Below are 21,401 nucleotides of genomic sequence, written 5' to 3' on the forward strand. Positions count from 1 at the left end.
ATACCCCTCTCTTCACATAAAAAATCAGCAACATGTGAAAAGAGGGGTTTATGGGTTATCTATACTTTTTTCTTCACTTCAATTTAGCCTACGTCCAAATCTCCTTCAGAGAACTGACTGTTATAGAGATCCGCATAGAATCCGCCTTGGGCCAGCAGTTCTTCGTGGTTGCCTTTCTCGATTACACTACCTTGATTCATGACAAGGATGAGATCCGCATCACGAATCGTCGAGAGACGATGGGCAATAACGAAGCTGGTTCTGTTTTGCATCAGCGCATTCATCGCTTTTTGAATCAGCAATTCAGTCCGTGTATCGACACTGCTCGTGGCTTCATCAAGAATAAGGATCGATGGATCGGCCAGAATAGCGCGAGCAATAGTAATCAACTGCTTCTGTCCTTGTGAAATATTAGAAGCTTCTTCATTTAACACCGTATTGTAGCCAAGCGGAAGTGTGCGGATAAAGTGATCGGCATGCGCAGCTTTGGCAGCCCGCACCACATCAGCTTCAGATGCACCTTCACGACCGTAAGCAATGTTGTCACGAATCGTACCGTTAAAGAGCCAGGTATCCTGAAGCACCATACCAAACTTGCTACGTAGGTCACTCCGTTTCATGTCGGTAATGTTGACGCCATCAATGATAATTTCCCCGTCGTTAAGCTCGTAGAAGCGCATCAGCAGGTTAATCAAAGTGGTTTTACCAGCACCAGTAGGACCGACAATCGCTATAGTCTGACCTGGACTAACCTCAATATTCATGTCCTCAATCAGAATAGCATCCTCTTTATAGCCGAATTTCACATGACGGAACTCAACGGAACCTTCCGGAGCACCTTCATCAAGCTTCACAAGTGTAGTATTAACTTCCTTAACTTCCTCTTCTTCATCCAGAAGTTCAAATACACGTTCTGCGGAAGCAATGGTGGATTGAATAATGTTAGCAATATTAGCCGTTTGTGCAATCGGCTGGGTGAACTGACGTGAATATTGAATGAAGGCTTGAATATCCCCGACATCAATCATTTTTTTAGTAACAAAAATACCACCCACAACACAGATAAGCACATAACCCAAGTTACCGATAAACATCATAAGCGGCATAATCATACCTGACATAAATTGAGACCGCCAGCCAGAATCATAAAGCTTATCATTTATTTCATCAAAATCTTTAAGCGACTGCGGTTCGCGGCCGAAAGCTTTAATAATCCGGTGCCCCGTATACATTTCCTCTACATGACCATTCAACTGGCCAAGCGATTTCTGCTGTCTCACAAAATAAGTCTGCGAACGTTTAGAGATCGCCATAATCACAATAAAGCTGAGTGGCAACGTAGTAATCGTGATTAACGTCAGCCATGGGCTGATGGTAAGCATCATCACAATAACACCAATAATAGTGACGATTGAGGTAATCAGCTGCGTTAAACTTTGCTGCAACGTGGTACTGATGTTATCTACGTCATTCGTAGCACGGCTGAGAATTTCCCCGTGTGTACGAGAGTCAAAATATTTTAAAGGTAAACGCTCCAGCTTGCTGTTGATCTGCTCACGCATGTCATAAACTACCTTCTGCGCTACACCCGCCATTACATACTGCTGAATGTAACTAAACAGAGCACTAAGCAGATACAATCCCGCGAGCAGGATCAGAATATCATTAATATATCCAAAATCAATGGAGGCACCCTCTACACCCATCAGTTTGCCGTAAGCACCTTCGAACAGTTTGGTTGTAGCTTTACCCATAACTTTTGGACTAAAGATACTGAACACCGTACTGGCAATCGCCATAATTAGTACAATAATCAATTGAACCATACGTGGGCGCAAGTATTTGATTAGGCGACGAAGTGTACCTTTAAAATCTTTAGCTTTTTCTGCCGGCATCCTCATTCCAGGACCACCCGGTCCACCCGGGCCTTTATGGCCGCGGGGAGCTGCAGGTTTATGTTCTCTGTTTTGTTCACTCATGCTATTTCCTCCTCTGACAGCTGCGAGGATACGATCTCGCGGTACACATCACTGCTCTCGAGCAGTTCACGGTGAGTGCCCATTCCAGCAATTTCACCCTCATCAATTACAATAATCCGGTCCGCATCCATAACGGTGCTAACCCGTTGAGCTACGATCAATACGGTGGATTCCGTAGTTTCAGATTTGAGAGCCGCGCGAAGTTTGGCATCTGTCTTGAAATCAAGAGCTGAGAAGCTATCGTCAAACAGATAAACCTCAGGTTTTCTCACAAGCGCCCGAGCAATGGACAACCGCTGTTTCTGACCACCTGAGACGTTATTCCCGCCCTGAGCAATTTCCGAGTCAAACCCATCCTTCATCGCGGATACGAAATCGTAGGCTTGAGCCACCTTAGATGCATGAATGATTTCTTCATCCGTAGCATCCTCTTTACCGTAGCGGATGTTCTCATTAATCGTACCGGAGAACAATACTGCTTTTTGTGGGATGTAACCGATTTTGCTCCGCAGCTCTTCCTGTGTCATCTCACGTACATCCACTCCGTCTACGCGTACAGCACCTTCATTAACATCATAGAATCTTGGAATCAGGCTAAGCAGTGTAGATTTACCCGATCCGGTACCCCCGATAATTGCGGTAACTTCACCCGGACGAGCACTAAAGCTAATTTTCGAAAGTGCAGGCTGTTCTGCCCCTGGATAGGAAAAAGATACATTCTCAAACTCAACAAAACCACGCAAAGAATCGCGTCCGTCTTTTTTAGTAGCTTGAGCTGTTGTATGCAGTTCACTCTCAGTAGGATCTGTAAATTCAGGCTGCATATCCAGTACCTCATTGATACGCACGGCTGAAGCTGAAGCACGCGGAATTAACACGAACATCATCGATACCATAATCAGAGAGAACATAATTTGCATTGCATATTGGATAAATGCCATCAGGGACCCAACTTGCAAGTCGCCATCACCAATTCGGATTCCACCAAAATAAAGAATAGCAATCATAGAAAAGTTCATTACAATCATCATCAGCGGCATCAGGCCGGCCATAATTTTATTGACCTTGATAGCTGTATCCGTAAGATCACGGTTAGCTTCGGTGAAACGTCTATTCTCATGATCAATCCGGTTAAAAGAACGAATAACACGAATACCTGTCAGATGCTCACGCAGCACCAGGTTTAATTTATCAAGCTTAATCTGAATGGCTTTAAACAGTGGCAGACCCTTCATCCCAATAAAGAAGATCGCCCCTACAAGTACAGGAATAACGACTACAAAAATCAATGATAATTTAGCATCTTCAGATACTGCCATGATGATACCACCAATCATCATCATCGGTGCTCCGATCATCATGCGCAACATCATAGTAAGTACCGTTTGAACTTGTGTAATATCATTTGTTGTACGTGTAATCAAGGAAGCTGTACCCAGCTTATCGAATTCATGCAGCGTAAAATTTTCTACATGGTTAAATACTCGTGCACGGGTGAGCTTACCAAACCCGGCTGCTACTTTTGCCGATAAATAACTGGCAATTACCGAACATAAAGCACCGCCACCTGCAACCAGGAGCATGAAACTACCTATTTTCCAAATATAAGCGCGATCTCCTTGAACAATCCCTTTGTCGACGATGTCGGACATCAGTGTAGGAAGGTATAAATCGCCCATGGACTGCAAAAATACAAGGATTAATACAGCACCAATAGCTACCCTAAAAGGCTTCAGTTGTTTAAATAATTTAATCAAGCTTCTCATCTCCGTTCATTTGTAGCCTATCCCAATCAGGTGGTGGATTATCCTCAACGTATTCATGTACCTTAAGCAATAGCTCTGTGAGCTGTTTAGTGTCTTTTTCGCCTAAGTGTTGCACAAGCTTATCAAGCATCACATCACGATAATGTTCTGCTTTTCGTGTGAGTTCTTTTCCACTTTCCGTTAATTTCACGCGTACAACTCTTCGATCTGAAGGATCCGCGCGTCTTTCCACCATCTGTTTCGCTTCAAGACTGTTAATCAGCTGCGTGATGGTAGGAGGAGTGAATCCAAGTAGTCGGCTGATTTCAGACACCTTGAGACCCTCTTCATCAGAATGATTCCATTTTTCAATGCATATCATTAAAGTCATCTCACTTGGCTTGTGGCCCTCAACGCCCTTTTGCCATTGAGCTTTGTGCAGGCGTTTCATCGCCGCAAAAAGCCCGTGTGCGACTGAATTTTCAGTATTTTCTGTATTTCCTCCGTTTATCCCAATTTCCTTCACCTCTATTTTAGTTAGGTCAACTAATTATTAAACACTATATTATTTAGGCTACCTAATTATATTTTCGCCAGATTGCTTTGTCAAATTATGAATACGCTATCAATTATTACGAAAAAGAAAACTCCCCAGCACGAGTGCAAGGGAGTAGTTATCGGTTTATGTATTGCTCTGTATTTTAAGGATTGAATAGATGTTTTCACCCTTAGAACCAAGCTCCGTGCTCATAGGTTGTAATGCCTCCATTACTTCCAGAGCCCACAGGTCCAATGATAATGAAGCTAAACAATGCTAACACGCTTACCATCATCAACAGTGATTTTTTCATTTTTTCTCACCCCCTTTACTAGTTCTCTATATTTATCCTGTTGAGAAGCAGTAGCGTAATCCCTGCTCGTCTCAAATAAGGTTATACAATTAATGAAATCTTTTCCGTTGTTTTGCTTTATAGATAACTCCAAAGATTTCAGAAGATAATCTACACCTGTGCTATAACATTGCTTATTTATTTCATAGATTGCTACTTGATAGTACAACCGAAATACGCGATCTACATTATTAGGCTCCTGGAATCCTTCAAACCTCAACATTTCTCGTGAGAATCGTGTAAGTACACTGTCAGCAGAGAACCCGTAACGATTAGCAGCATCCATTATAGTTATAAGTCCAGCTAAGATTTCACCTGGGTGATCTGCTAAAAAGGCCGCGTAGGAAGATAGAACATCCACATTACCCATCAACAACTCAATTGTGAAACCATTGCCCATTGCGAATAACCGAAATTGTTCTACCGCCTGACGACCTTCTTCGTTCATCATTTCAAACCAGCCAAGATCTGCGTAGCCTGCAGTATACTTTTTGGCTTCTTCATATTTACCTTGCTTGGTCAGCGAAATCGCTTTAAGCAAATACCCATGACCGTAATAAACCACTAATGGACGTTCCGTATGAAGAACTTCCTTCCGTTTATCCACATTACTTCGCAGTTGCTCGCGGTAAACAGCATTAGCCAGCGTTCTTAGCTCATCAGCGAAAGACTCCATTTTATTCCATCGACGTAGATCGAAACATAACTGTGTCAAAGTTAAGAGACCATCCAATTGCATATTTTCTGGTAGACGATTCCTGAAAGGTTCAAAAGTAATAACTGCATGTAACTTCTCGTCTGAATCGACGATGGATAAAATGGCTCTAAAAATACGATAATGACTTATTGCGAGCCGCTCCGAGTAACTGTCGGACTCATTCTCAGCTACAACTTTATAAAAAAATATCGATTCATCTATTTTACCTTTTTTAAACAATTTATCAGCTACCGAATAAACGATATCCAGAGACTTCGGATATTCCAGTAATCTGCTTAAAGTGTCCTCAATACAAGGCTGTTTGCCCAATTCAGCACAACGAATCAAAAAAGGCTCCACTCTACGGCGTGAGACCTTCTCATCATTGAAGCATTCATCAACATATAGAGGATATAACCAACCTTCTGGAAAACCAAAGGCTTTTATAATTGCATCTACTTGTCCCAAGGACATAGGCTTCGGCGGATTTCCATGCAGAATTGCACTGAGGCTGCCTCGATTCAGGCCACAAATTTTTGAAAATGAGGCGAGATTATGGCCGGAGCGGGACAAATTTTTCTCAATTTCTGAGCGTATAGTTGTTAACTTTCCCTCCACTCGGCACCCCCAAAGTTTGACTTGAAAAGATTCTATTAATTGACATTATAGGTGAAAGTTATGGATTGTACAACAAATAGATTGTACGACAAATAGAGGAGCCTAATACGCTCCTCTAGATCAGTAACATCTTCATAGTATTATAATTCTATGTTGTTGGTAGTTTAGCTAACAGTGATGGCGGTTTTGGAACTTCTACTATAGGATGTAATGCCGGCTTTCCGGTTGCGCAAATTTTCCATCATCTTATTTTGTGCCAGCAAAATATAGCTGTCTAATCGCTCACTGAGCTCTAGAACAGCACGGTCACTAAGACTGCGTTGCTCTGCAACCTCCAGCAATTCACATCTAAGACTCTCTATAGTTACAAGTAGCTCATCTTCTTTATAATCTTTTCTATGATTATTCTTGGAGGAATTTGGATTTTGTGTCACATCTCTCTCCTTCTCTCTATCAACATCTTCTCCTATCATAAGTCATGATACCAAAAAACATATTTTCAAAAAAAAGAAAAATTGTAGAGCTTCTAACAAAAACGGAATTACTACTTATTCAGAGTCCTCCGCAAGTTCGTCAGGGAGCTCATTTGGATACTGTTCTCGCAAAAGTCCCTTTGCAAAAGCAATCCATTCGCGTGCCGCAAAAGATAAATAACGGTCTCTACGCCACGCCATAGCAAGCTGCCACGGAATTACCGGATCCGTCAAAGGCACAACGACCAATCGTGAACGATCCATATCCCGGCAAATGGTTTCTGGCAGCAATGCGATTCCCATTCCGGCAGCCACCATACGGCTAATTAAGTCCCATTGGGAGCTCTCATAGATAACCTTAGGCTGAAATCCCGCCTTCACACATTCCGTAATAATCCGATCATGCAGCGTAAAATCCTCCCGGAACAGCACAAACTCCTCTTCGGCTAGTTCACTTAACGGAACAAGGTCTGCCTCGGCCAATCTATGTCCAACAGGTAAAATAAGATTCAGCTTCTCTTCAACAAAGGTGAAGCAATGAAGTTTGGCTGTATTTACAGGCAGCACAACCATTCCGATATCCAACAAGCCCGTTTCTACATCTTCCTCCACTTTTTTCGCGCCATCCTCATGCAGACGAATAGTAACCTGCGGATAACGTTTATGAAATTGACCAATCACCGAAGGAAAAAAGCTCGCTCCTACCATTGGAGGCAGACCGATGCGGATGTGGCCCTGCTCCAAATTTCGTAAGCTATCCAGCTCAGAAGACAAGCTGGCGAACGACTCCACGATATTTTGCGCTTTGGTGAACAGAATTTCCCCCGCATCTGTAAGCCGGACACTTTTCCCTTCACGGTAAAACAAATCAGCCTCCAGCTCGATCTCCATATTCCGGATCATTTTACTGATCGTAGGTTGTGAAATATATAAGGATTCGGCAGCCCGAGTAAAGCTTTTCATTCGTGCTGCTTGGACGAAATATTCTAATTGTCGGATATCCATTTTCCAACCTCCGATCCATAGACAAAAGGAATGTCATTTATTCAATCTATTCATTTTACCTATGAAAACAATTGATGTAAACTTTCATTATCATGAAAGGAGCGAAGCCTTATGAAAAAGATTGTTATAGGCTTGCTGCAGGTAGCGGGACTCACCCTATTCTCATTACTAATCAATGCTGTAACCCCATTTTTGCATATCCCTATTCCCGGAAGCATACTCGGAATGATTATATTGTTTCTTCTGCTTGAGTTTGATGTCATTCATCTGAATTGGGTTGAAGTTGGTGCTTCTTGGCTACTGGCTGAGCTCTTGCTGTTCTTTATTCCATCTGCTATCGGCGTAATGAAATACGCCAATATTCTGGAAACTGATGGTTTACGAATCCTCGCGGTGGTCATTTTGGGTACGATTGTTGTAATGGCCAGTTCCGGATTACTTACCAGTAGAATTTACAAAGCAAAGGAGCGGAAAGGATCATGTTAAACGCTCTATTATTCTTCGGTCTTACGGTTGCTGTATATCTACTGGCGAAACGCATTTATACTTCTAGTGGCAAAGTGTACACCTCTCCATTGATCATTACACCCGTGCTTATGATTATCTTCTTACTCATCACAGGCATTACTTATGATTCTTACAATGCGGGAGGCAAATGGCTGACGGATTTGCTGCAACCGGCAACTATGGCCTTTGCAATCCCTTTGCATAAAAACTTCAAGGTGCTCAAAAAGCACGCCGCCGAAATTGCGGCAGGCGTGCTGTCAGGGACGATAACAGCGGTGATCTCTTCCATTCTGCTCGCCAAATGGCTGCATGTCAGCGGCGATCTGGCAGCCAGTCTGGTTCCACGTTCGGTGACTACACCGATCGCTATGAGCATCTCGCAAAGTATCGGCGGTGTACCGAGTATTACTGCAGTCTTCGTCATCATTACCGGGATACTCGGTACAATGATGGGCCCTACAGTACTCCGCATCTTCCGCATTGACAATGAAATCGCGCGTGGTGTATCGCTGGGAACCGCTGCGCATGGTACAGGAACATCCAAGGCCTTCGAGCTTAGTTCACTGACCGGAACCATCTCCAGTATTGCGATGATTCTGTCCGCGCTGTTATCCATAGGTGTGGCGCCAGCTTTACTCGCAATATTCCTCCACTAGGCTAACCCAGCTTGAGCCAAGGACACGTCTCTTTAGCACATCTAAGGCGGCATGTCCTTTTTTTAAGAATTCAAACTTAGAATTTAACCGGAAGTCCACTTTGTGCGGACTCGTAAGCCGCACAAGTTACTTTAAGCGTCTTGAATCCATCCTCATAGTCACTGAGAATACGCGAACGATCTCCTGTCCGTACAGCATACAGAAAAGCTTCACTTTCCACTAAATATGGATTTCCTGTGTTTTCAAATTCGGTGCTATTGCCACTTCGCACTTCCAAGAGACGATCCGGGTTCCAGTCCAGCAATCCCCGATCATTATAGAAACTAAGACCTACACTTCCTACCGGATCAGGCAGGACACATGTATTTGAAATATTAGCTATGATTCCATTCTCAAGCTTCAGAGATACGGTACCTACATCGGCTACACTCACACCTTCATGCTGCTCATGCATAATTCGATTTCCGAACATGCCGTATACTTCTTTTACCTCTCCTGCCAGATAACGCACCAAATCGACGATATGAGTGGTTTGCTCGGTGAACTGTCCTCCAGATTGCTCCTGATCACGCCACCAAGCTACGCCCGGCATGCCGCCCATCCACTGGCCCATGACCATACCGATCTTGTCACCACGTAGTGTTTCCTTGAGCCTTTTAACATTCTCTTGATAGCGGAAATGGTAGCCTACCGAGGTCAATAAATTATGTTCTTTAATATCTTGCAGCAAGCTGGCAGGAATTTCAGTAGTCATACTAAGCGGCTTCTCTATAAAAAAAGGAATATCCCTCTTGATTAATGAACGTTCAATCGCACCATGAGATTGTGGAGGCACACAGATATAAACAGCATCAAGCTTCTCCGCATCCAACATCTCTGTAATATCACCATATCCAGCAGCTCCATATGGACGTGCCATATCTTCGCCTTTGGCTTTACTGCTTCCACAGACTGCCTGCAACTGGACATCAGCCATCCCTGCCAGCAAATCAGCATGTACCTTAGAGAACCAACCTGTACCCACAATACCCACTTTTATTGTCATATTATTTCCTCCTGCCGATTGATTATGAATACCCTTTCGTAGATTATAACCTCTTATGAGCGTATAAGATAATCTCTCCATTCTTCGGGAAGCAAATGCATATATGGACTCTGCAAAAAACGGTCATCCGCCAACACGATAATGCCCGTATCCGTCTCGCTGCGAATCAACCTGCCTCCGGCTTGGAGTACCTTACACATTCCCGGATAGACATAGGCATAATCAAAGCCATTTTTTCCTCTGGCATTAAAATATTGACGCAGCAGATTGCGTTCAAGACCAAGCTGTGGCAGGCCAACGCCAACAACCATAACCCCATTGAGGCGATCCCCTGGCAGATCCACACCTTCTGAAAAAATCCCTCCAAGTACAGCAAATCCCAATAACGTCTCGTCATTATCTGGACTAAATGCGGCTAAAAAACTTTCTCTAGCTTGCTCGCTCATGCCAGTATCCTGCATCAATGTCCGGATTTCAGGGTAATACTCCGTAAAGGCCTGATATACGTTTTGCAAATAGAGGTACGAAGGAAAAAACACCAGATAGTTGCCCTTTTTAGAGACCATTTGGCTCAGTGCTTTAGTCAACGGAACTAGGGAAGCTTCCCGGTCATGATAACGTGTGGAGACAGGTAAGACGGTTACTTCCCACTGCTCTTTCTGAAAAGGGGAAGACACGGTTAAACTGTAATCTTCCTCCGCTGCACCAATCATATCCCGGTAGTAAGATAATGGAGAAAGTGTAGCTGAGAACAGGATCTGACTGCGAAAGCTCTTGGACATCTGCCGTAGCAGATGCGAGGGATCCAAATTGAATAGCTTGAGATAGACATCCCCTCTACGAACCTCCGCATAGGTAATGTAGCGTTCATCATAGGTCTTAAAGGTGCGGAGCATGCCCTGAACTGCAAAATAGGTATCCAAGAGGACATTTTCCCCTTCTCCTTCCCCATTCAGTGAGACAATACTAGAGCTCGGGTGAATAAGCTCCTGTTCCGCCTCCAAAGAAAATATCTCAAGCAAAGCCGGCAGCTCCTCCGGGAACGAGTCCCACTGCCCTTGCCCCTCTTCATTGCAAATTTTGCGAAGGGAGATGAAAAAAGCATTCACCGATTTAGCGGCTGTACTCAAATTCCGGTTCATTTCTTTATATTGGCGCTGGATTTCCAGGAAAGGGGCTTTCAGCAAAGAGGCGGAGAACATCTCCCGTCCCCGGTCTACCAGATTATGTGCTTCATCTACTAGAAGCACCGTTTCTCTCTTTCTTTCCTCTGTTAGCCGTTTCAGACTGATGCGAGGATCATATATATAATTGTAATCGCAGATCACAGCATCACAGGCATAGGCTGCATCCAACGAGAACTCAAATGGGCACACTTTGTGTTTGTGAGCATACAGTGCAAGGGTGTCTCTGCTCATCAGCGTCTCATGCTCTAACAGATCCATTAATGCCTCGTTGATCCGGTCATAATAACCATCCGTATAAGGACAGGAATCCTTACCACATATCCCCTCTTCGCGAAAACAGGCCTTCTCTTTAGCGGTAAGTGTGATGACATGCAGCTGAAGACCCTGCGTTAGCAACAGCGAGATGGCTTCCTGCGCGGCAAAACGGGTAACCGTCTTTGCCGTTAAATAGAACAATCCTTTAGCTTGTCCTTCGCCCATCGCTTTAAGGACAGGGAACAACGTCGACATTGTTTTCCCGATACCTGTGGGGGCTTGAGCGAACAGACTGACCTTTTCCACGACGGACTTGTATACAGCTCCTGCAAAATGACGTTGTCCCTTTCGATAAGAGGAGAACGGAAAGCTCAACTCCCGAAGACTCTGCTCCTTCTTAGCATCATGACGAACCATCATCTCAGCGTATGGAGCATATCTAGCCACTGTGTCATTCACAAATGAAATCAGTTCTTCAAAAGACAACGTTCGGTACAAGCTTTTTTGCTCATCAGTAGCCCGGTGGACATAGGTAAGCTTAACCTGAATAGAAGAAAGCTCTTGCTCCAGAGCCACCATATATGCGTACATCAGCGCCTGTGCCCAATGAACCTCATGTCCTTCATCCAGTAAATCCAGCAGTCCGGAGGTTGATTTGATTTCTTCGACCGTAAAGCTCCCATCCTCCGAGACAAGCAATCCATCACAACGCCCATCTACAACATAAAGCAGGTTTCCATAAGGAATCTCCGTTTTCAAATAAACCTCCTTGCGGTCACCTTCCTTATATTGCTTTTGGATCTTCTGATGAATTCTTGTGCCTTCGACCATAGCGCCCGTTCCATGAAAGCCAGGTTCAATGCTTCCGCTGCGAAAAACATATTCAACGAGAGTTCTAACTGATAAAGCTACTGTAGAGCTCATCCAGCATCACCTCCTTTTATTATCCATATATCCTTTTTGTTCCCAATTGCCATTTTAGTCCTGAATTCGTTGTATAACCCTGCATGAGAGCAGGAGCGTCAGCTTCAACCCTTTGTGTTCAACTTTACGCGCTCCACTAAGCTTATACTTAGGTTCTCGATTTTTGACATTCTATAGCCAGCCCTGCATAATAAATTTTATTACTATGGAATTATTTTGTCTGGGCGCTGTTTCTTCCTAGCCGGGAAATGGCGTTTTATCATGTAGAAAGAAGGCGAAGCTGTGTCATCCTTTAACTTTAAACAGTGGATCGTTAAACCTTTTGTGTTTTTCACAATAATTTTTATTCTAAAAGCTTTCTTGGCATGGGGCGTAATCTTTGACGATATATTGCCCTGGAAATCATTATTAACTGAAATCCCCTTTGCTTGGGCGCTCTTCTGTATCATTGAACGTTTTGGTTCCAAGCGCAAGCTCGGATATTACATGACCGTAAATTTATTAGTGACAGCCATTTTCTTCGCAGCCATTATGTATTTTAAATATTACGGTGTTATTGTGACTTACCATGCAGCGGAGCAGGTGAATCAAGTCACCGCCGTCAGCAACAGCGTATTCTCACTAATGGATCCATACTACCTGCTGATTTTTACAGACATCATTATTCTTGGCGTCTACTTCTTCTTTAATAAAAAAGGCCGGGTCTATAAGAAAGAGAATATCAACCACCGCCGTGGCGGAAAACTTAAGTATAGTGTTCTGTTTGCAGTCTCACTTGCTTTATGTTTGTTCAACATCTTGCCTAATAAGGCCAGTATGAACGAAATTAAGAAAGCTCAAGAAATGGGAATTCTTAATTATGAAGCTTATACGATCTTCGCTAAAGAAGAGCCTGAGCTAGTCGATTCAAGTGACATTACACAGGATGCCATCAACAAATTGAAGGGGATTAATACTGCGGCTAGTTCTCCACTTCAAGGCATCGCTAAAGGCAAGAACCTTATTATTCTTCAAATGGAATCTTTCCAGAATTTCTTGCTGGGACTTAAATTAGACGGTCAAGAAATTACACCGAACCTGAACAAGGTAATGAAGGACAGTCTTTACTTCCCTAATTTCTATCAAATGGTTGGCCAAGGGAATACGTCGGATGCAGAGTTCGTAGTTAACACTTCCTTCTACATCCCTCCACGTGGAGCGGCAACGATGTCTTATGTGGATAAGGTACTTCCAAGTCTGCCACGCGTGCTTAAAGAAAATGGATATCAGACAGCAACCTTCCACACCAATGTCGTAGAATTCTGGAACCGCGGCGAGCTGTATGACTCCCTCGGCTTCGATCATTATTATGACCGCAAATTTTTTGGTGAAGATGATGTCTTCTTCTTTGGAGCTTCTGATGATACGCTCTACAGTAAGACAGCCGATAAACTAAAAGAAATGGACCAACAGGAGCAGCCTTTTTACGCTCAAGTCATTTCAATGTCAGCGCATCACCCTTTTACTATTCCGGAAGAAAAATACCGCATGAAGCTGCCGGAGCGTTATGAAGGTACTTTTGTTGGTGACTATATCCGTTCCCAGAACTATGCGGATGATGCTTTTGGACATTTTGTAGAAGAGCTAAAAGCAAATGGTGTCTGGGACAATAGTGTAATCATGATTTATGGAGATCATATGGGATTGCCGATTTATTCCCTCGATCATGATGATAAAGAATTGATGACTGAAATCTATGGTCATGAATACAGTTATGCGGATATGATGAACATCCCTCTGCTTATTCATGCAGGTGCTGGCGTAGCATCGCAGACCATTGACGAAGTAGGCGGGGAAGTAGATATCATGCCAACCGCAGCCAGTCTGCTTGGGATTTCATTAGAGAATAACGTATATTTTGGTCAAGATCTACTCAGTCAGACTTATAATTTGCTGCCAGAACGATATTATTTACCTTCTGGTTCATTCATTGCCAGCTCAGGATTGCTTATTCCTGGTAACAGCTTTGAAGACAACACTCAGTACTCTATTTATAACAATGGAACAACGCCGAGTGCCACTGAAGACGAATATAACCGTGCCTTGAGGCTTTTACAGCTTTCCCACAGCTATATCACTCAGTTGCCTGACAAACAACCTAAACAATAAATTACAGGGCGTAGGCAGCCAACGAACAAAAACAGCAGAGCAGCGATTCTCCAATAAGGAGAACCGCTGCTCTGCTGTTTTTATAAAGATATCCATTCCGAAGCTTAGCTGACTAACGCTCCTGGTCCTCGATCATACGGTAATACTCTGCAAAGTTGCGTAGTTCTTCGGGCTTCAGTATGGATAAATGCTCCGCCAGCAGTTCTTTGGACCGGAAATGTCCTTCTTCGAGCACCTGCTGACCTTTTTCGGTGATCGTCACTACAACCGCTCTCCGATCCTTCCCATCCGGCTCACGTTTGATATAACCCAGCACCTCCAAACGGTCCAGCATCACCGTCACCGCACTGGATTTGACCTCCATACATTCTGCCAGCTGTACCACCCGCGACTTCTTTTCTTTCGCTATCATATTTAACAGACCCATCTGTGGCACCGTAAGTCCGAGTTCTTTGTGCAAAGACATTTGAGACATAATCTTACGCTGTACTCTCCACATGGATAGTCCTAGACGATCTATTAACGGATCTATTTGATGTGGCATATTTGTTCAACCCCAATCCGTTTTTAATAACTCAAGCGTACCATTAGAACTGGTTATGATTCAATGGTTTTGTCTACTAAACCATTGAAAGCATGATGGAAAGCGCAAACTTCCACCATTCTCCAATTTCCGACACAGAAATACTATATTCCATGTAAGGTTATAAGCATATCAATACGATATAATCGTAGAGGTGAGAGCTATTATCACTGAGAACATAATTTGTCAAGGTTGGTGCGAAGAATGAAATTAGCAACTAAATTAACTTGGATGATGTTCGTCGTCTTACTTCTTGTAGGATCATCCATCGGGTTTTTCGGATACCGTACAGCTTATAAGCAAGTAGACGAAGCCGCAGGTATCGAATTGGTAGGATGCGCTAATATTACAACCGGCCTGATTGACCCCGCAGACATTTCCGCATTGTTGGCAGGCGATCAAAGTAAACTGGAGGCTGTAGAGGATCGAATCGGTTGGATTGTAGCACATAAGGCTATTTTTAAAGAGGCATTCATCTTATCCTTAGACGGAAAAGTACTTGCCGCAGATTCAAGCTTCCAGGCTAGAGGTTATAAAGCAGGCGATACTTTTTATTTTTCAGATGAAGATAAGCAAATGATTACTGAGCATAAGCATTCCTCCTACTCCAAGGTTTATACATACGAAGGTACCTCACTTAAGACAGGTTACGGCCCCATCTATCAGGATCACGATCCATCTAAACCTATAGTTGCGCTGATGGCTATTAATTTCGATGGCTCCATAATTCAAGAACGAACTCAAGATATCATTGTTCAGCCTTTTATTATCGGTGCTTCCATTCTGGTTATAGCTATTGTGGCAGCTTATCTGTTAATCCGCCGAATGATTAGTCCGTTAACGAAGCTGTCCAAAGGGGTCAACCTTGTTGCACAGGGCGACCTTACTCATAATCCTATTTTATTCAACAGCAAGGATGAGATTGGTACATTAGCCCGTAATTTCAATGACATGACCCAAAGCCTGCGCTTACTTATTACCGAGGTCAATGAGACCTCCATGCAGGTAGCCTCCTCTTCCGAAGAGCTCTCCGCCAGTGCGCAGGAAACCAACCGGGCCGGTGAATATAGCGTCAATGTTACGATTGAACTTGCCGATACCGCGAATTCACAGCTGCAGAATATGGAGGGTGAATATAAGTCTGTACAAGACCTGTCTCGTTTCATCACAGAGATTGCAGGCAATGCAGATAACGCAATGAATAATGCGGTCAGCAACGCTAATAAAGCACGTACAGGCCGTGAGGCAATGGATTCCACCACACAGCAGATGAGAGTCGTAAGTGACAGTATTACCGACCTAGCACTCATTATTGAAACCTTGGGTGGTTATTCCAAAGAAATTGAAAATATCGTGGGTACTATTGCCAGCATCGCAGAAGAAACCAATCTCCTGTCCCTGAATGCAGCGATTGAAGCCGCAAGAGCTGGAGAAGAGGGAAGAGGGTTCGCGGTCGTTGCTCATTCCGTACGTAAGCTGGCTGAGCGCTCAGCCCATTCCGCTGCGCAAATTGGCCAACTGGTCAACATCATCGTAAACCAGATGGATCAGGCTGGAGAAACTATGAAACGCTCTACAGAAGAGATGGAGCACGGCAGAGAAATGATTGCCACGGCAGGCCAGTCCTTCTCGGAAATTGAAATGTCTGTCTCGGGAATGGCCTCACAAAGCCAGCAGATCTCAGGAACGGTTCGCCAGCTTTCACTGATCTCCGACCGTCTCGTTACAACCCTTCAGAATATCGTAAATGTTGCTAATCAGACGGCCAGCAGTGCAGAGACATTATCCGCTTCCTCAGAAGAACAGCTTGCCGCAATGGAGGAAGTTGAGTCTGCAGCAGCTTTCCTGTCCTCCCTAGCTGAGAAGCTGCAAATTCTGATTGAACGATTTAAGGTTTCTTAATAGCAAAGGGGCTAGCATTCAAGCAGAGATATTCTGCTTAGACGCTAGCCCCTTATTCTATGTATTGAGATCATCTGCTACGATACTGCTGTATTCGCTATAAACCACTGGCCCAGCTCATGCACCGGCATTGGCCGCCCATAATAATAACCCTGCATCACTCTGCAGCCTAAGGATTGCAGCAGCTCAATCTGCTCTGGTGTCTCCACACCTTCCGCCACGACCTCCATATTAAGATTGGTGGCAATCGCAATGATATTACTGATAATGGCTTTCTTGGAATGCATCTTGCTCTTACGAATAAACACTTGATCAATCTTGAGTGTGTTCACTGGAATCTCGTCTAAATTACCAAGGGATGAAAAGCCTGTCCCAAAGTCATCCAGTGATACCCTTACCCCAAGTGCCCGAAGTCTGGAGAGCTGCGCAACCGTCTCTTCCATGTTATTCATCGCAATGGACTCTGTAATCTCCAGTTCAAGGAAATGCGGCTCTAGACCTGAACGTGTGAGTGCTTCTTCTACAACATCGTATAAGCCCCCGCCCTCAAACATCCGTGCTGACATATTAATAGAGACTGCGACATTTGCTATCTCTTCCTTATGCCAAAGCATGTTCTGGCTGCATACATCATGCAGCATCCAATAGGTAATCGGGACAATCAGTCCCGTTTCCTCTGCAATGGGAATGAATTCAGCCGGGGAGATTATCCCATGTTCAGGGTGCCGCCAACGCAGCAGTGCTTCAAGACCCACGGTAACGTTCATATACGAATCCCATTTTGGCTGGTACACAACCATAAACTCGGAGCGTGCCAGCGCTTTACGAAGATCCTTCTCCAGCGACATCCGTCGCAGCTGATGGCGGTTCATCTCCTGATCGAACACACTGAATTTATTCTTACCCGAATCCTTAGAGGTATAAAGAGCTGTATCGGCTGCCTTCATTAACGCTGAGCGGTCAGTTCCATGCATAGGGGTCATACTGATCCCCACGCTTGCAGTAACATATAGCTCATTACCTTGAATGCTGTAGTATTTCTTAAGCTCATATAAAATGTGCTCTGCTTCCTCTTGCGCATCCTCCACAGTACAATCTGGAAGAGCGATCAGGAATTCATCTCCGCCCAAACGAAAGACCTTGCCTTTACTTCCTACAGAGCGTCTTAATCTTATAGCGACCTCTCGCAGTAACAAGTCCCCTATATCATGTCCAAGCGTATCATTAATCGACTTAAACCGATCCAGATCCACAAAAAATACGGCGCCAGATCTACTCCCGAAAAATTCATCTTTAAAATAACGTACCAGGCCATGCCTGTTCGGAAGATCGGTTAGCGGATCATAATAAGCCATCCGTTCCAGCACATGCCGGTCCAGAAATACAGCACCACCAGAAATCGCAAGCATAAATAGCGTTACCAAGGACACTCCCATTAAAAGAATAACATCAGTCTCCATAAAAAAAGTTGTATTGCCTAGCAGACCGTTATATTCAAAATGAGTCGCCCTTACACTCGTATAATGCAATCCAGTCACCGAAAATCCGATAAAGAGAGCAGAGTATAACTTCCAGCGGTTAAAACCCACATAGTCTTTAAACTTGTGAAATAGAAATAATCCGATAAAAGACGAGAGCATAACGAGGATTACAGCACATGTCTGAGTCCATATCTCATAATGAATCTCCGCTGCGATCTTCATGGAGGACATTCCGATATAATGCATAGCCGAAATTCCGCTGCCTAGAAGAACACCACTAACTATTAAACAACTTTTTCTTAAACGTGGCACAAACGTAATCCGGAATGCCGAATAGCAGCACAACACACCAACCAATAACGATAATACAGCCCTGCCTGGATAATAATTCACGCTAAAAGGAAAACGGCTCGCCATAATCCCTACATAATGTATCGACCATATGCCACTGCCGAGTACACATGCCCCCGATATTAACCATAAGCGACGAACTTTCCCAAACGAACGAGGGACTTGCGAGATCAGATTCAGCGCGGAATAAGCTGCAGTCGCCGCTAGCGCAAATGATAGTAAAACAATCCAAACGTTATAGTGGATTCCCATTTTATCCATTAGTTAACCTCTTCACCGGTTTTGAATACCGTAATCGCTGCAGCGTATTTCTCAAGTAAAAAATCAGTACACGAATATCAGATAAATGGAAGAGTGCGTAAAGATTATAGGTTATCCCTGAAAAGCAACTTTAGATGTATTCTACCTTGTATTCAGCCGATTGTCTAAGAAAATACTGGAATTTATACCCTTTTTTTATGTCGGCAAAAAATGTCCATATTTGACGCATTCGCTCACCCCGAAAAGTTGGATATGTGACCTGTGGTTGATGGGGTTTTGGGGAAGGTCTTTCGCCATAACCATTGATTCAAAACTACCAGAACTAACAGATAGATGTAAATTCCTCCGGTAAATAAAGTGAAGACATAATGAATACCCGCCATCCCCATCAGCAAAAACATAAGCATGAAGGCGACTCCAGTGTAATCCTTTTGTTTGGCTGCCTCATAACGCTCTGAAAAAGGTAAGCTCCGGGGATAAACACGAAAGCAGATGACTGAGAAAATCAGCATGGCGAATAATACCACTACTAAATCAGGTACAATGTGCACACCGAACAACAGAATGAACAATACCGCATCTACAGCAAATAAAGGCAAGACTAGCCGTAGCAGTGCCGCCTTAAGCATCCCACGGTAAATAGGCGTGCTATCGGGTAAAGGAATCAGCCTATAAATCCAAGCTCCTTTATAACTTGTAGAGTAGCGTAGCATCTGTATTACAGTCTGCATTAACATCGTGCAGAAATAGATTAACAAGTACACTTTTGAACCTTTAAGGGAACCATCATAACTATTCTGCAATATACCAAATATAAAAATAAACGGGAATGCGATAGAAAAGCCAAGTGCAGGATAGACCTTCAGCTTAAAATCGCGCTCATTCTTCATCATGGACCAAGTAAACCGAAAGAAAATCCCCTCTGCCGGTTCCTTGCATACTCTGCGGGAGAGCCACTCTGCGATCTGGCCCTTGTCTTTTCCACCGGAGCCTTGCTCCGCCAGCTTTTGCAAATTCCGTTCAAACTGCGGCATCAGCTTAATATAGGCTGCGATCAGTACAAGTGGGGTTATCAAAGCCAGCATTGAAAGAATGAAGTAATAGGGTTCTCTAGCTCCACCAAGCAACAGTTCAAACGGAGCCGCGAACCAAACCGGAAAAATAAAGTACTGCCACCAAGCAGGATGATAAGCAGCGCCAAGCTCAGTGAGGTTGAACAACCGGGAGATGAATTGATAGCCCACCATTATTCCGATCGTCAAAAGGATTTGCGTATAATTTATAATATCCTTGAGCTTCTCCCCATCAAAAAACCGCATGATCATCAGGTAGAGCAGTGCAGTTATTACGAGGATAAAACAGTCTAACAAGACAATTGTCACCGCATACATCAGAAAAAAAGCGATCCCCTGCTTAAATAGGCTAAATACCAAAGATGGACCAGTGATCGACAATGTAACTGTCCCTAAGTAGAGGAGAACGTGGATGGTTTTGGCCATATTTAAGGTGGTACGGTTGACGGGTTTGGAAAAAAGAATATTTTTATCACGTAAATCAAGCATTACTGAAGAAAAGTCAGAGATCAGGGTTGTGGAGACAAAAAACATAATGATCCCAAAGGTTAAGCTCATTTGCAGCATATAGTGATCGTTGGATAGCGTTAGCGGAATTAATATTAAACCAAACAGTAAATAAATCCACTGTAATCGCAAGGGTGAACCTTCTTTAGCGTTCTCCTTTTTCTGCATACCTGCAAGCGCTGTAGGCGTTCTTCTTCCGTCCATGGTCAGTTTGATCTGTAAAATACTCCGCATGGTGTCGTAATCGACTCCAAATCTTATAAATGCACCCCGCAGCTTATCCAACAGCCTCAGCACGAAGAAATCAGTCATAAGAGGATACCTCTTGCTCCTGCATGACCGCAACAAATTCACCAGCGATATCACGGTATTTATCAAATCCGGTTAATTGATTGAAAATATCTTCAAGCGTCCCTTCACGGCCTTTCTCCTTCAGCTCTGCAAAACTTCCGTCCGCCACAATATCCCCGCCATCAATCAAAATGATCCGGCTGCTGATTTTCTCAACCACATCCATGATATGGGAGGAGTAAAAAATGGTCTTCCCCCGTGCCGCCAGCGATGCAAAAATCTCCTTCACTATCATCACGCTATTAGCATCCAAACCACTCAGCGGTTCATCCAGGAATAAAATATCAGGGTCATGCAGCATGCTGGAGATAAGCAGCACCTTTTGCTTCATCCCTTTTGAGAACGAAGAAATCCGCATATCGTAAGACTTCTCCAAACCTAGCAGTGTAGTTAATTTTTTGGCCTTGTAGTTCGCCTCGGCACGACCTAGCCCATACAGCTCGCCAACAAAGGTTAGATACTCTCTTGCAGTGAGGCTATCATATAATTCGGCTACCTCCGGCACATAACCTATACGTTTCTTGTAAGAAACATCTCCATCGGCAATATCCTTACCGAAAATCTCCACTTTACCGTTATATCCTTCTACCAGACCGAGCATAATCTTCACCGTTGTACTCTTGCCTGCCCCGTTAGGGCCGATATAACCAATAATTTGTCCTCTATATACCTTAAGATCAATTCCCTTTAGCACCATTCGGTCTGTATAGTTCATCCATAAACCTGAAATCGCTATGACCGGATCGTCAGCTAAACCCATATC

At 43.8% G+C, this 21,401-nt stretch carries 16 protein-coding genes; 4 read left to right on the plus strand and 12 right to left on the minus strand.

Going from position 1 to position 21,401, the window contains the following annotated elements:
• Positions 1 to 83 precede the first annotated feature (83 nt).
• From MHI15_RS12345 to cidR, 6 genes are all read right to left on the minus strand, one after another.
• Positions 84 to 1,979 carry an ABC transporter ATP-binding protein gene (locus MHI15_RS12345; protein WP_076123991.1) on the minus strand — a complete coding sequence of 632 codons (1,896 nt, stop codon included), beginning with the start codon at positions 1,977 to 1,979 and terminating at the stop codon, positions 84 to 86.
• Positions 1,976 to 3,736 (minus strand): ABC transporter ATP-binding protein, encoded by a 1,761-nt coding sequence (locus MHI15_RS12350; RefSeq protein WP_076123992.1) that lies wholly within the window; start codon positions 3,734 to 3,736, stop codon positions 1,976 to 1,978. Before MHI15_RS12350 ends, MHI15_RS12345 begins: the two co-directional genes overlap by 4 nt.
• Positions 3,729 to 4,250: a MarR family winged helix-turn-helix transcriptional regulator gene (locus MHI15_RS12355; protein WP_081383179.1), complete on the minus strand. Its 522-nt coding sequence runs from the start codon at positions 4,248 to 4,250 to the stop codon at positions 3,729 to 3,731. The genes MHI15_RS12350 and MHI15_RS12355 overlap by 8 nt, the downstream gene beginning before the upstream one ends.
• A gap of 278 nt (positions 4,251 to 4,528) precedes the next feature.
• Positions 4,529 to 5,929, minus strand: a complete 1,401-nt coding sequence (locus MHI15_RS12360) for a DNA-binding protein (protein ID WP_076123994.1) — start codon at positions 5,927 to 5,929, stop codon at positions 4,529 to 4,531.
• A gap of 164 nt (positions 5,930 to 6,093) precedes the next feature.
• Complete coding sequence (locus MHI15_RS12365) at positions 6,094 to 6,363, minus strand: aspartyl-phosphate phosphatase Spo0E family protein (RefSeq protein ID WP_076099698.1); 270 nt, start codon at positions 6,361 to 6,363, stop codon at positions 6,094 to 6,096.
• A gap of 114 nt (positions 6,364 to 6,477) precedes the next feature.
• Positions 6,478 to 7,407, minus strand: a complete 930-nt coding sequence (gene cidR / locus MHI15_RS12370; protein ID WP_076278300.1) for a cidABC operon transcriptional activator CidR — start codon at positions 7,405 to 7,407, stop codon at positions 6,478 to 6,480.
• A 111-nt stretch (positions 7,408 to 7,518) separates the two neighbouring features.
• On the opposite strand from cidR, the gene MHI15_RS12375 reads away from it, so the two are divergent.
• Positions 7,519 to 7,893 carry a CidA/LrgA family holin-like protein gene (locus MHI15_RS12375; RefSeq protein ID WP_076303579.1) on the plus strand — a complete coding sequence of 125 codons (375 nt, stop codon included), beginning with the start codon at positions 7,519 to 7,521 and terminating at the stop codon, positions 7,891 to 7,893.
• On the plus strand, positions 7,887 to 8,570 hold the full coding sequence (locus tag MHI15_RS12380) for a CidB/LrgB family autolysis modulator (RefSeq protein WP_341164456.1): 684 nt from the start codon (positions 7,887 to 7,889) through the stop codon (positions 8,568 to 8,570). Before MHI15_RS12375 ends, MHI15_RS12380 begins: the two co-directional genes overlap by 7 nt.
• Before the next feature lie 76 nt (positions 8,571 to 8,646).
• Here MHI15_RS12380 and MHI15_RS12385 read toward each other — a convergent pair whose 3' ends face one another.
• Both MHI15_RS12385 and MHI15_RS12390 read right to left on the minus strand, forming a co-directional pair.
• A complete protein-coding gene (locus MHI15_RS12385; protein ID WP_076182005.1) occupies positions 8,647 to 9,615 on the minus strand; it encodes a Gfo/Idh/MocA family protein in 969 nt (322 codons plus the stop codon).
• Positions 9,616 to 9,668: 53 nt separating this feature from the next.
• A complete protein-coding gene (locus MHI15_RS12390) occupies positions 9,669 to 11,981 on the minus strand; it encodes a helicase C-terminal domain-containing protein (protein WP_076182003.1) in 2,313 nt (770 codons plus the stop codon).
• A gap of 282 nt (positions 11,982 to 12,263) precedes the next feature.
• Between MHI15_RS12390 and MHI15_RS12395 the strand changes: the two genes are divergently transcribed.
• Positions 12,264 to 14,129 carry an LTA synthase family protein gene (locus MHI15_RS12395; protein ID WP_076124004.1) on the plus strand — a complete coding sequence of 622 codons (1,866 nt, stop codon included), beginning with the start codon at positions 12,264 to 12,266 and terminating at the stop codon, positions 14,127 to 14,129.
• Between the two features lie 112 nt (positions 14,130 to 14,241).
• On the opposite strand, the gene MHI15_RS12400 is transcribed toward MHI15_RS12395, so the two are convergent.
• Positions 14,242 to 14,673: a MarR family winged helix-turn-helix transcriptional regulator gene (locus MHI15_RS12400; protein WP_081383619.1), complete on the minus strand. Its 432-nt coding sequence runs from the start codon at positions 14,671 to 14,673 to the stop codon at positions 14,242 to 14,244.
• A gap of 243 nt (positions 14,674 to 14,916) precedes the next feature.
• Here MHI15_RS12400 and MHI15_RS12405 point away from each other — a divergent pair, with 243 nt between their 5' ends.
• A complete protein-coding gene (locus tag MHI15_RS12405; protein WP_341164457.1) occupies positions 14,917 to 16,614 on the plus strand; it encodes a methyl-accepting chemotaxis protein in 1,698 nt (565 codons plus the stop codon).
• A 77-nt stretch (positions 16,615 to 16,691) separates the two neighbouring features.
• On the opposite strand, the gene MHI15_RS12410 is transcribed toward MHI15_RS12405, so the two are convergent.
• From MHI15_RS12410 to MHI15_RS12420, 3 genes are all read right to left on the minus strand, one after another.
• Positions 16,692 to 18,707: a bifunctional diguanylate cyclase/phosphodiesterase gene (locus tag MHI15_RS12410; protein WP_038573706.1), complete on the minus strand. Its 2,016-nt coding sequence runs from the start codon at positions 18,705 to 18,707 to the stop codon at positions 16,692 to 16,694.
• 233 nt (positions 18,708 to 18,940) lie between these two features.
• Positions 18,941 to 20,599 carry a hypothetical protein gene (locus MHI15_RS12415; protein ID WP_076124007.1) on the minus strand — a complete coding sequence of 553 codons (1,659 nt, stop codon included), beginning with the start codon at positions 20,597 to 20,599 and terminating at the stop codon, positions 18,941 to 18,943.
• Positions 20,592 to 21,398, minus strand: coding sequence for an ABC transporter ATP-binding protein (locus MHI15_RS12420; RefSeq protein ID WP_076181997.1), 807 nt, complete (start codon positions 21,396 to 21,398; stop codon positions 20,592 to 20,594). The genes MHI15_RS12415 and MHI15_RS12420 overlap by 8 nt, the downstream gene beginning before the upstream one ends.
• Positions 21,399 to 21,401 lie beyond the last annotated feature (3 nt).

This window comes from Paenibacillus sp. FSL H7-0918, from assembly GCF_038007025.1.
Classification (GTDB): Bacteria; Bacillota; Bacilli; order Paenibacillales; family Paenibacillaceae; genus Paenibacillus_AQ; species Paenibacillus_AQ odorifer.

Coding starts and splice junctions, on each gene's coding strand:
- MHI15_RS12400 (WP_081383619.1), bottom strand. CDS start 14,673: ATGCCACATCAAATAGATCCGTTAATAGATCGTCTAGGACTATCCATG.
- MHI15_RS12405 (WP_341164457.1), top strand. CDS start 14,917: ATGAAATTAGCAACTAAATTAACTTGGATGATGTTCGTCGTCTTACTT.
- MHI15_RS12390 (WP_076182003.1), bottom strand. CDS start 11,981: ATGAGCTCTACAGTAGCTTTATCAGTTAGAACTCTCGTTGAATATGTT.
- MHI15_RS12385 (WP_076182005.1), bottom strand. CDS start 9,615: ATGACAATAAAAGTGGGTATTGTGGGTACAGGTTGGTTCTCTAAGGTA.
- MHI15_RS12410 (WP_038573706.1), bottom strand. CDS start 18,707: ATGGATAAAATGGGAATCCACTATAACGTTTGGATTGTTTTACTATCA.
- cidR (WP_076278300.1), bottom strand. CDS start 7,407: ATGGATATCCGACAATTAGAATATTTCGTCCAAGCAGCACGAATGAAA.
- MHI15_RS12420 (WP_076181997.1), bottom strand. CDS start 21,398: ATGGGTTTAGCTGACGATCCGGTCATAGCGATTTCAGGTTTATGGATG.
- MHI15_RS12415 (WP_076124007.1), bottom strand. CDS start 20,599: ATGACTGATTTCTTCGTGCTGAGGCTGTTGGATAAGCTGCGGGGTGCA.
- MHI15_RS12375 (WP_076303579.1), top strand. CDS start 7,519: ATGAAAAAGATTGTTATAGGCTTGCTGCAGGTAGCGGGACTCACCCTA.
- MHI15_RS12380 (WP_341164456.1), top strand. CDS start 7,887: ATGTTAAACGCTCTATTATTCTTCGGTCTTACGGTTGCTGTATATCTA.
- MHI15_RS12345 (WP_076123991.1), bottom strand. CDS start 1,979: ATGAGTGAACAAAACAGAGAACATAAACCTGCAGCTCCCCGCGGCCAT.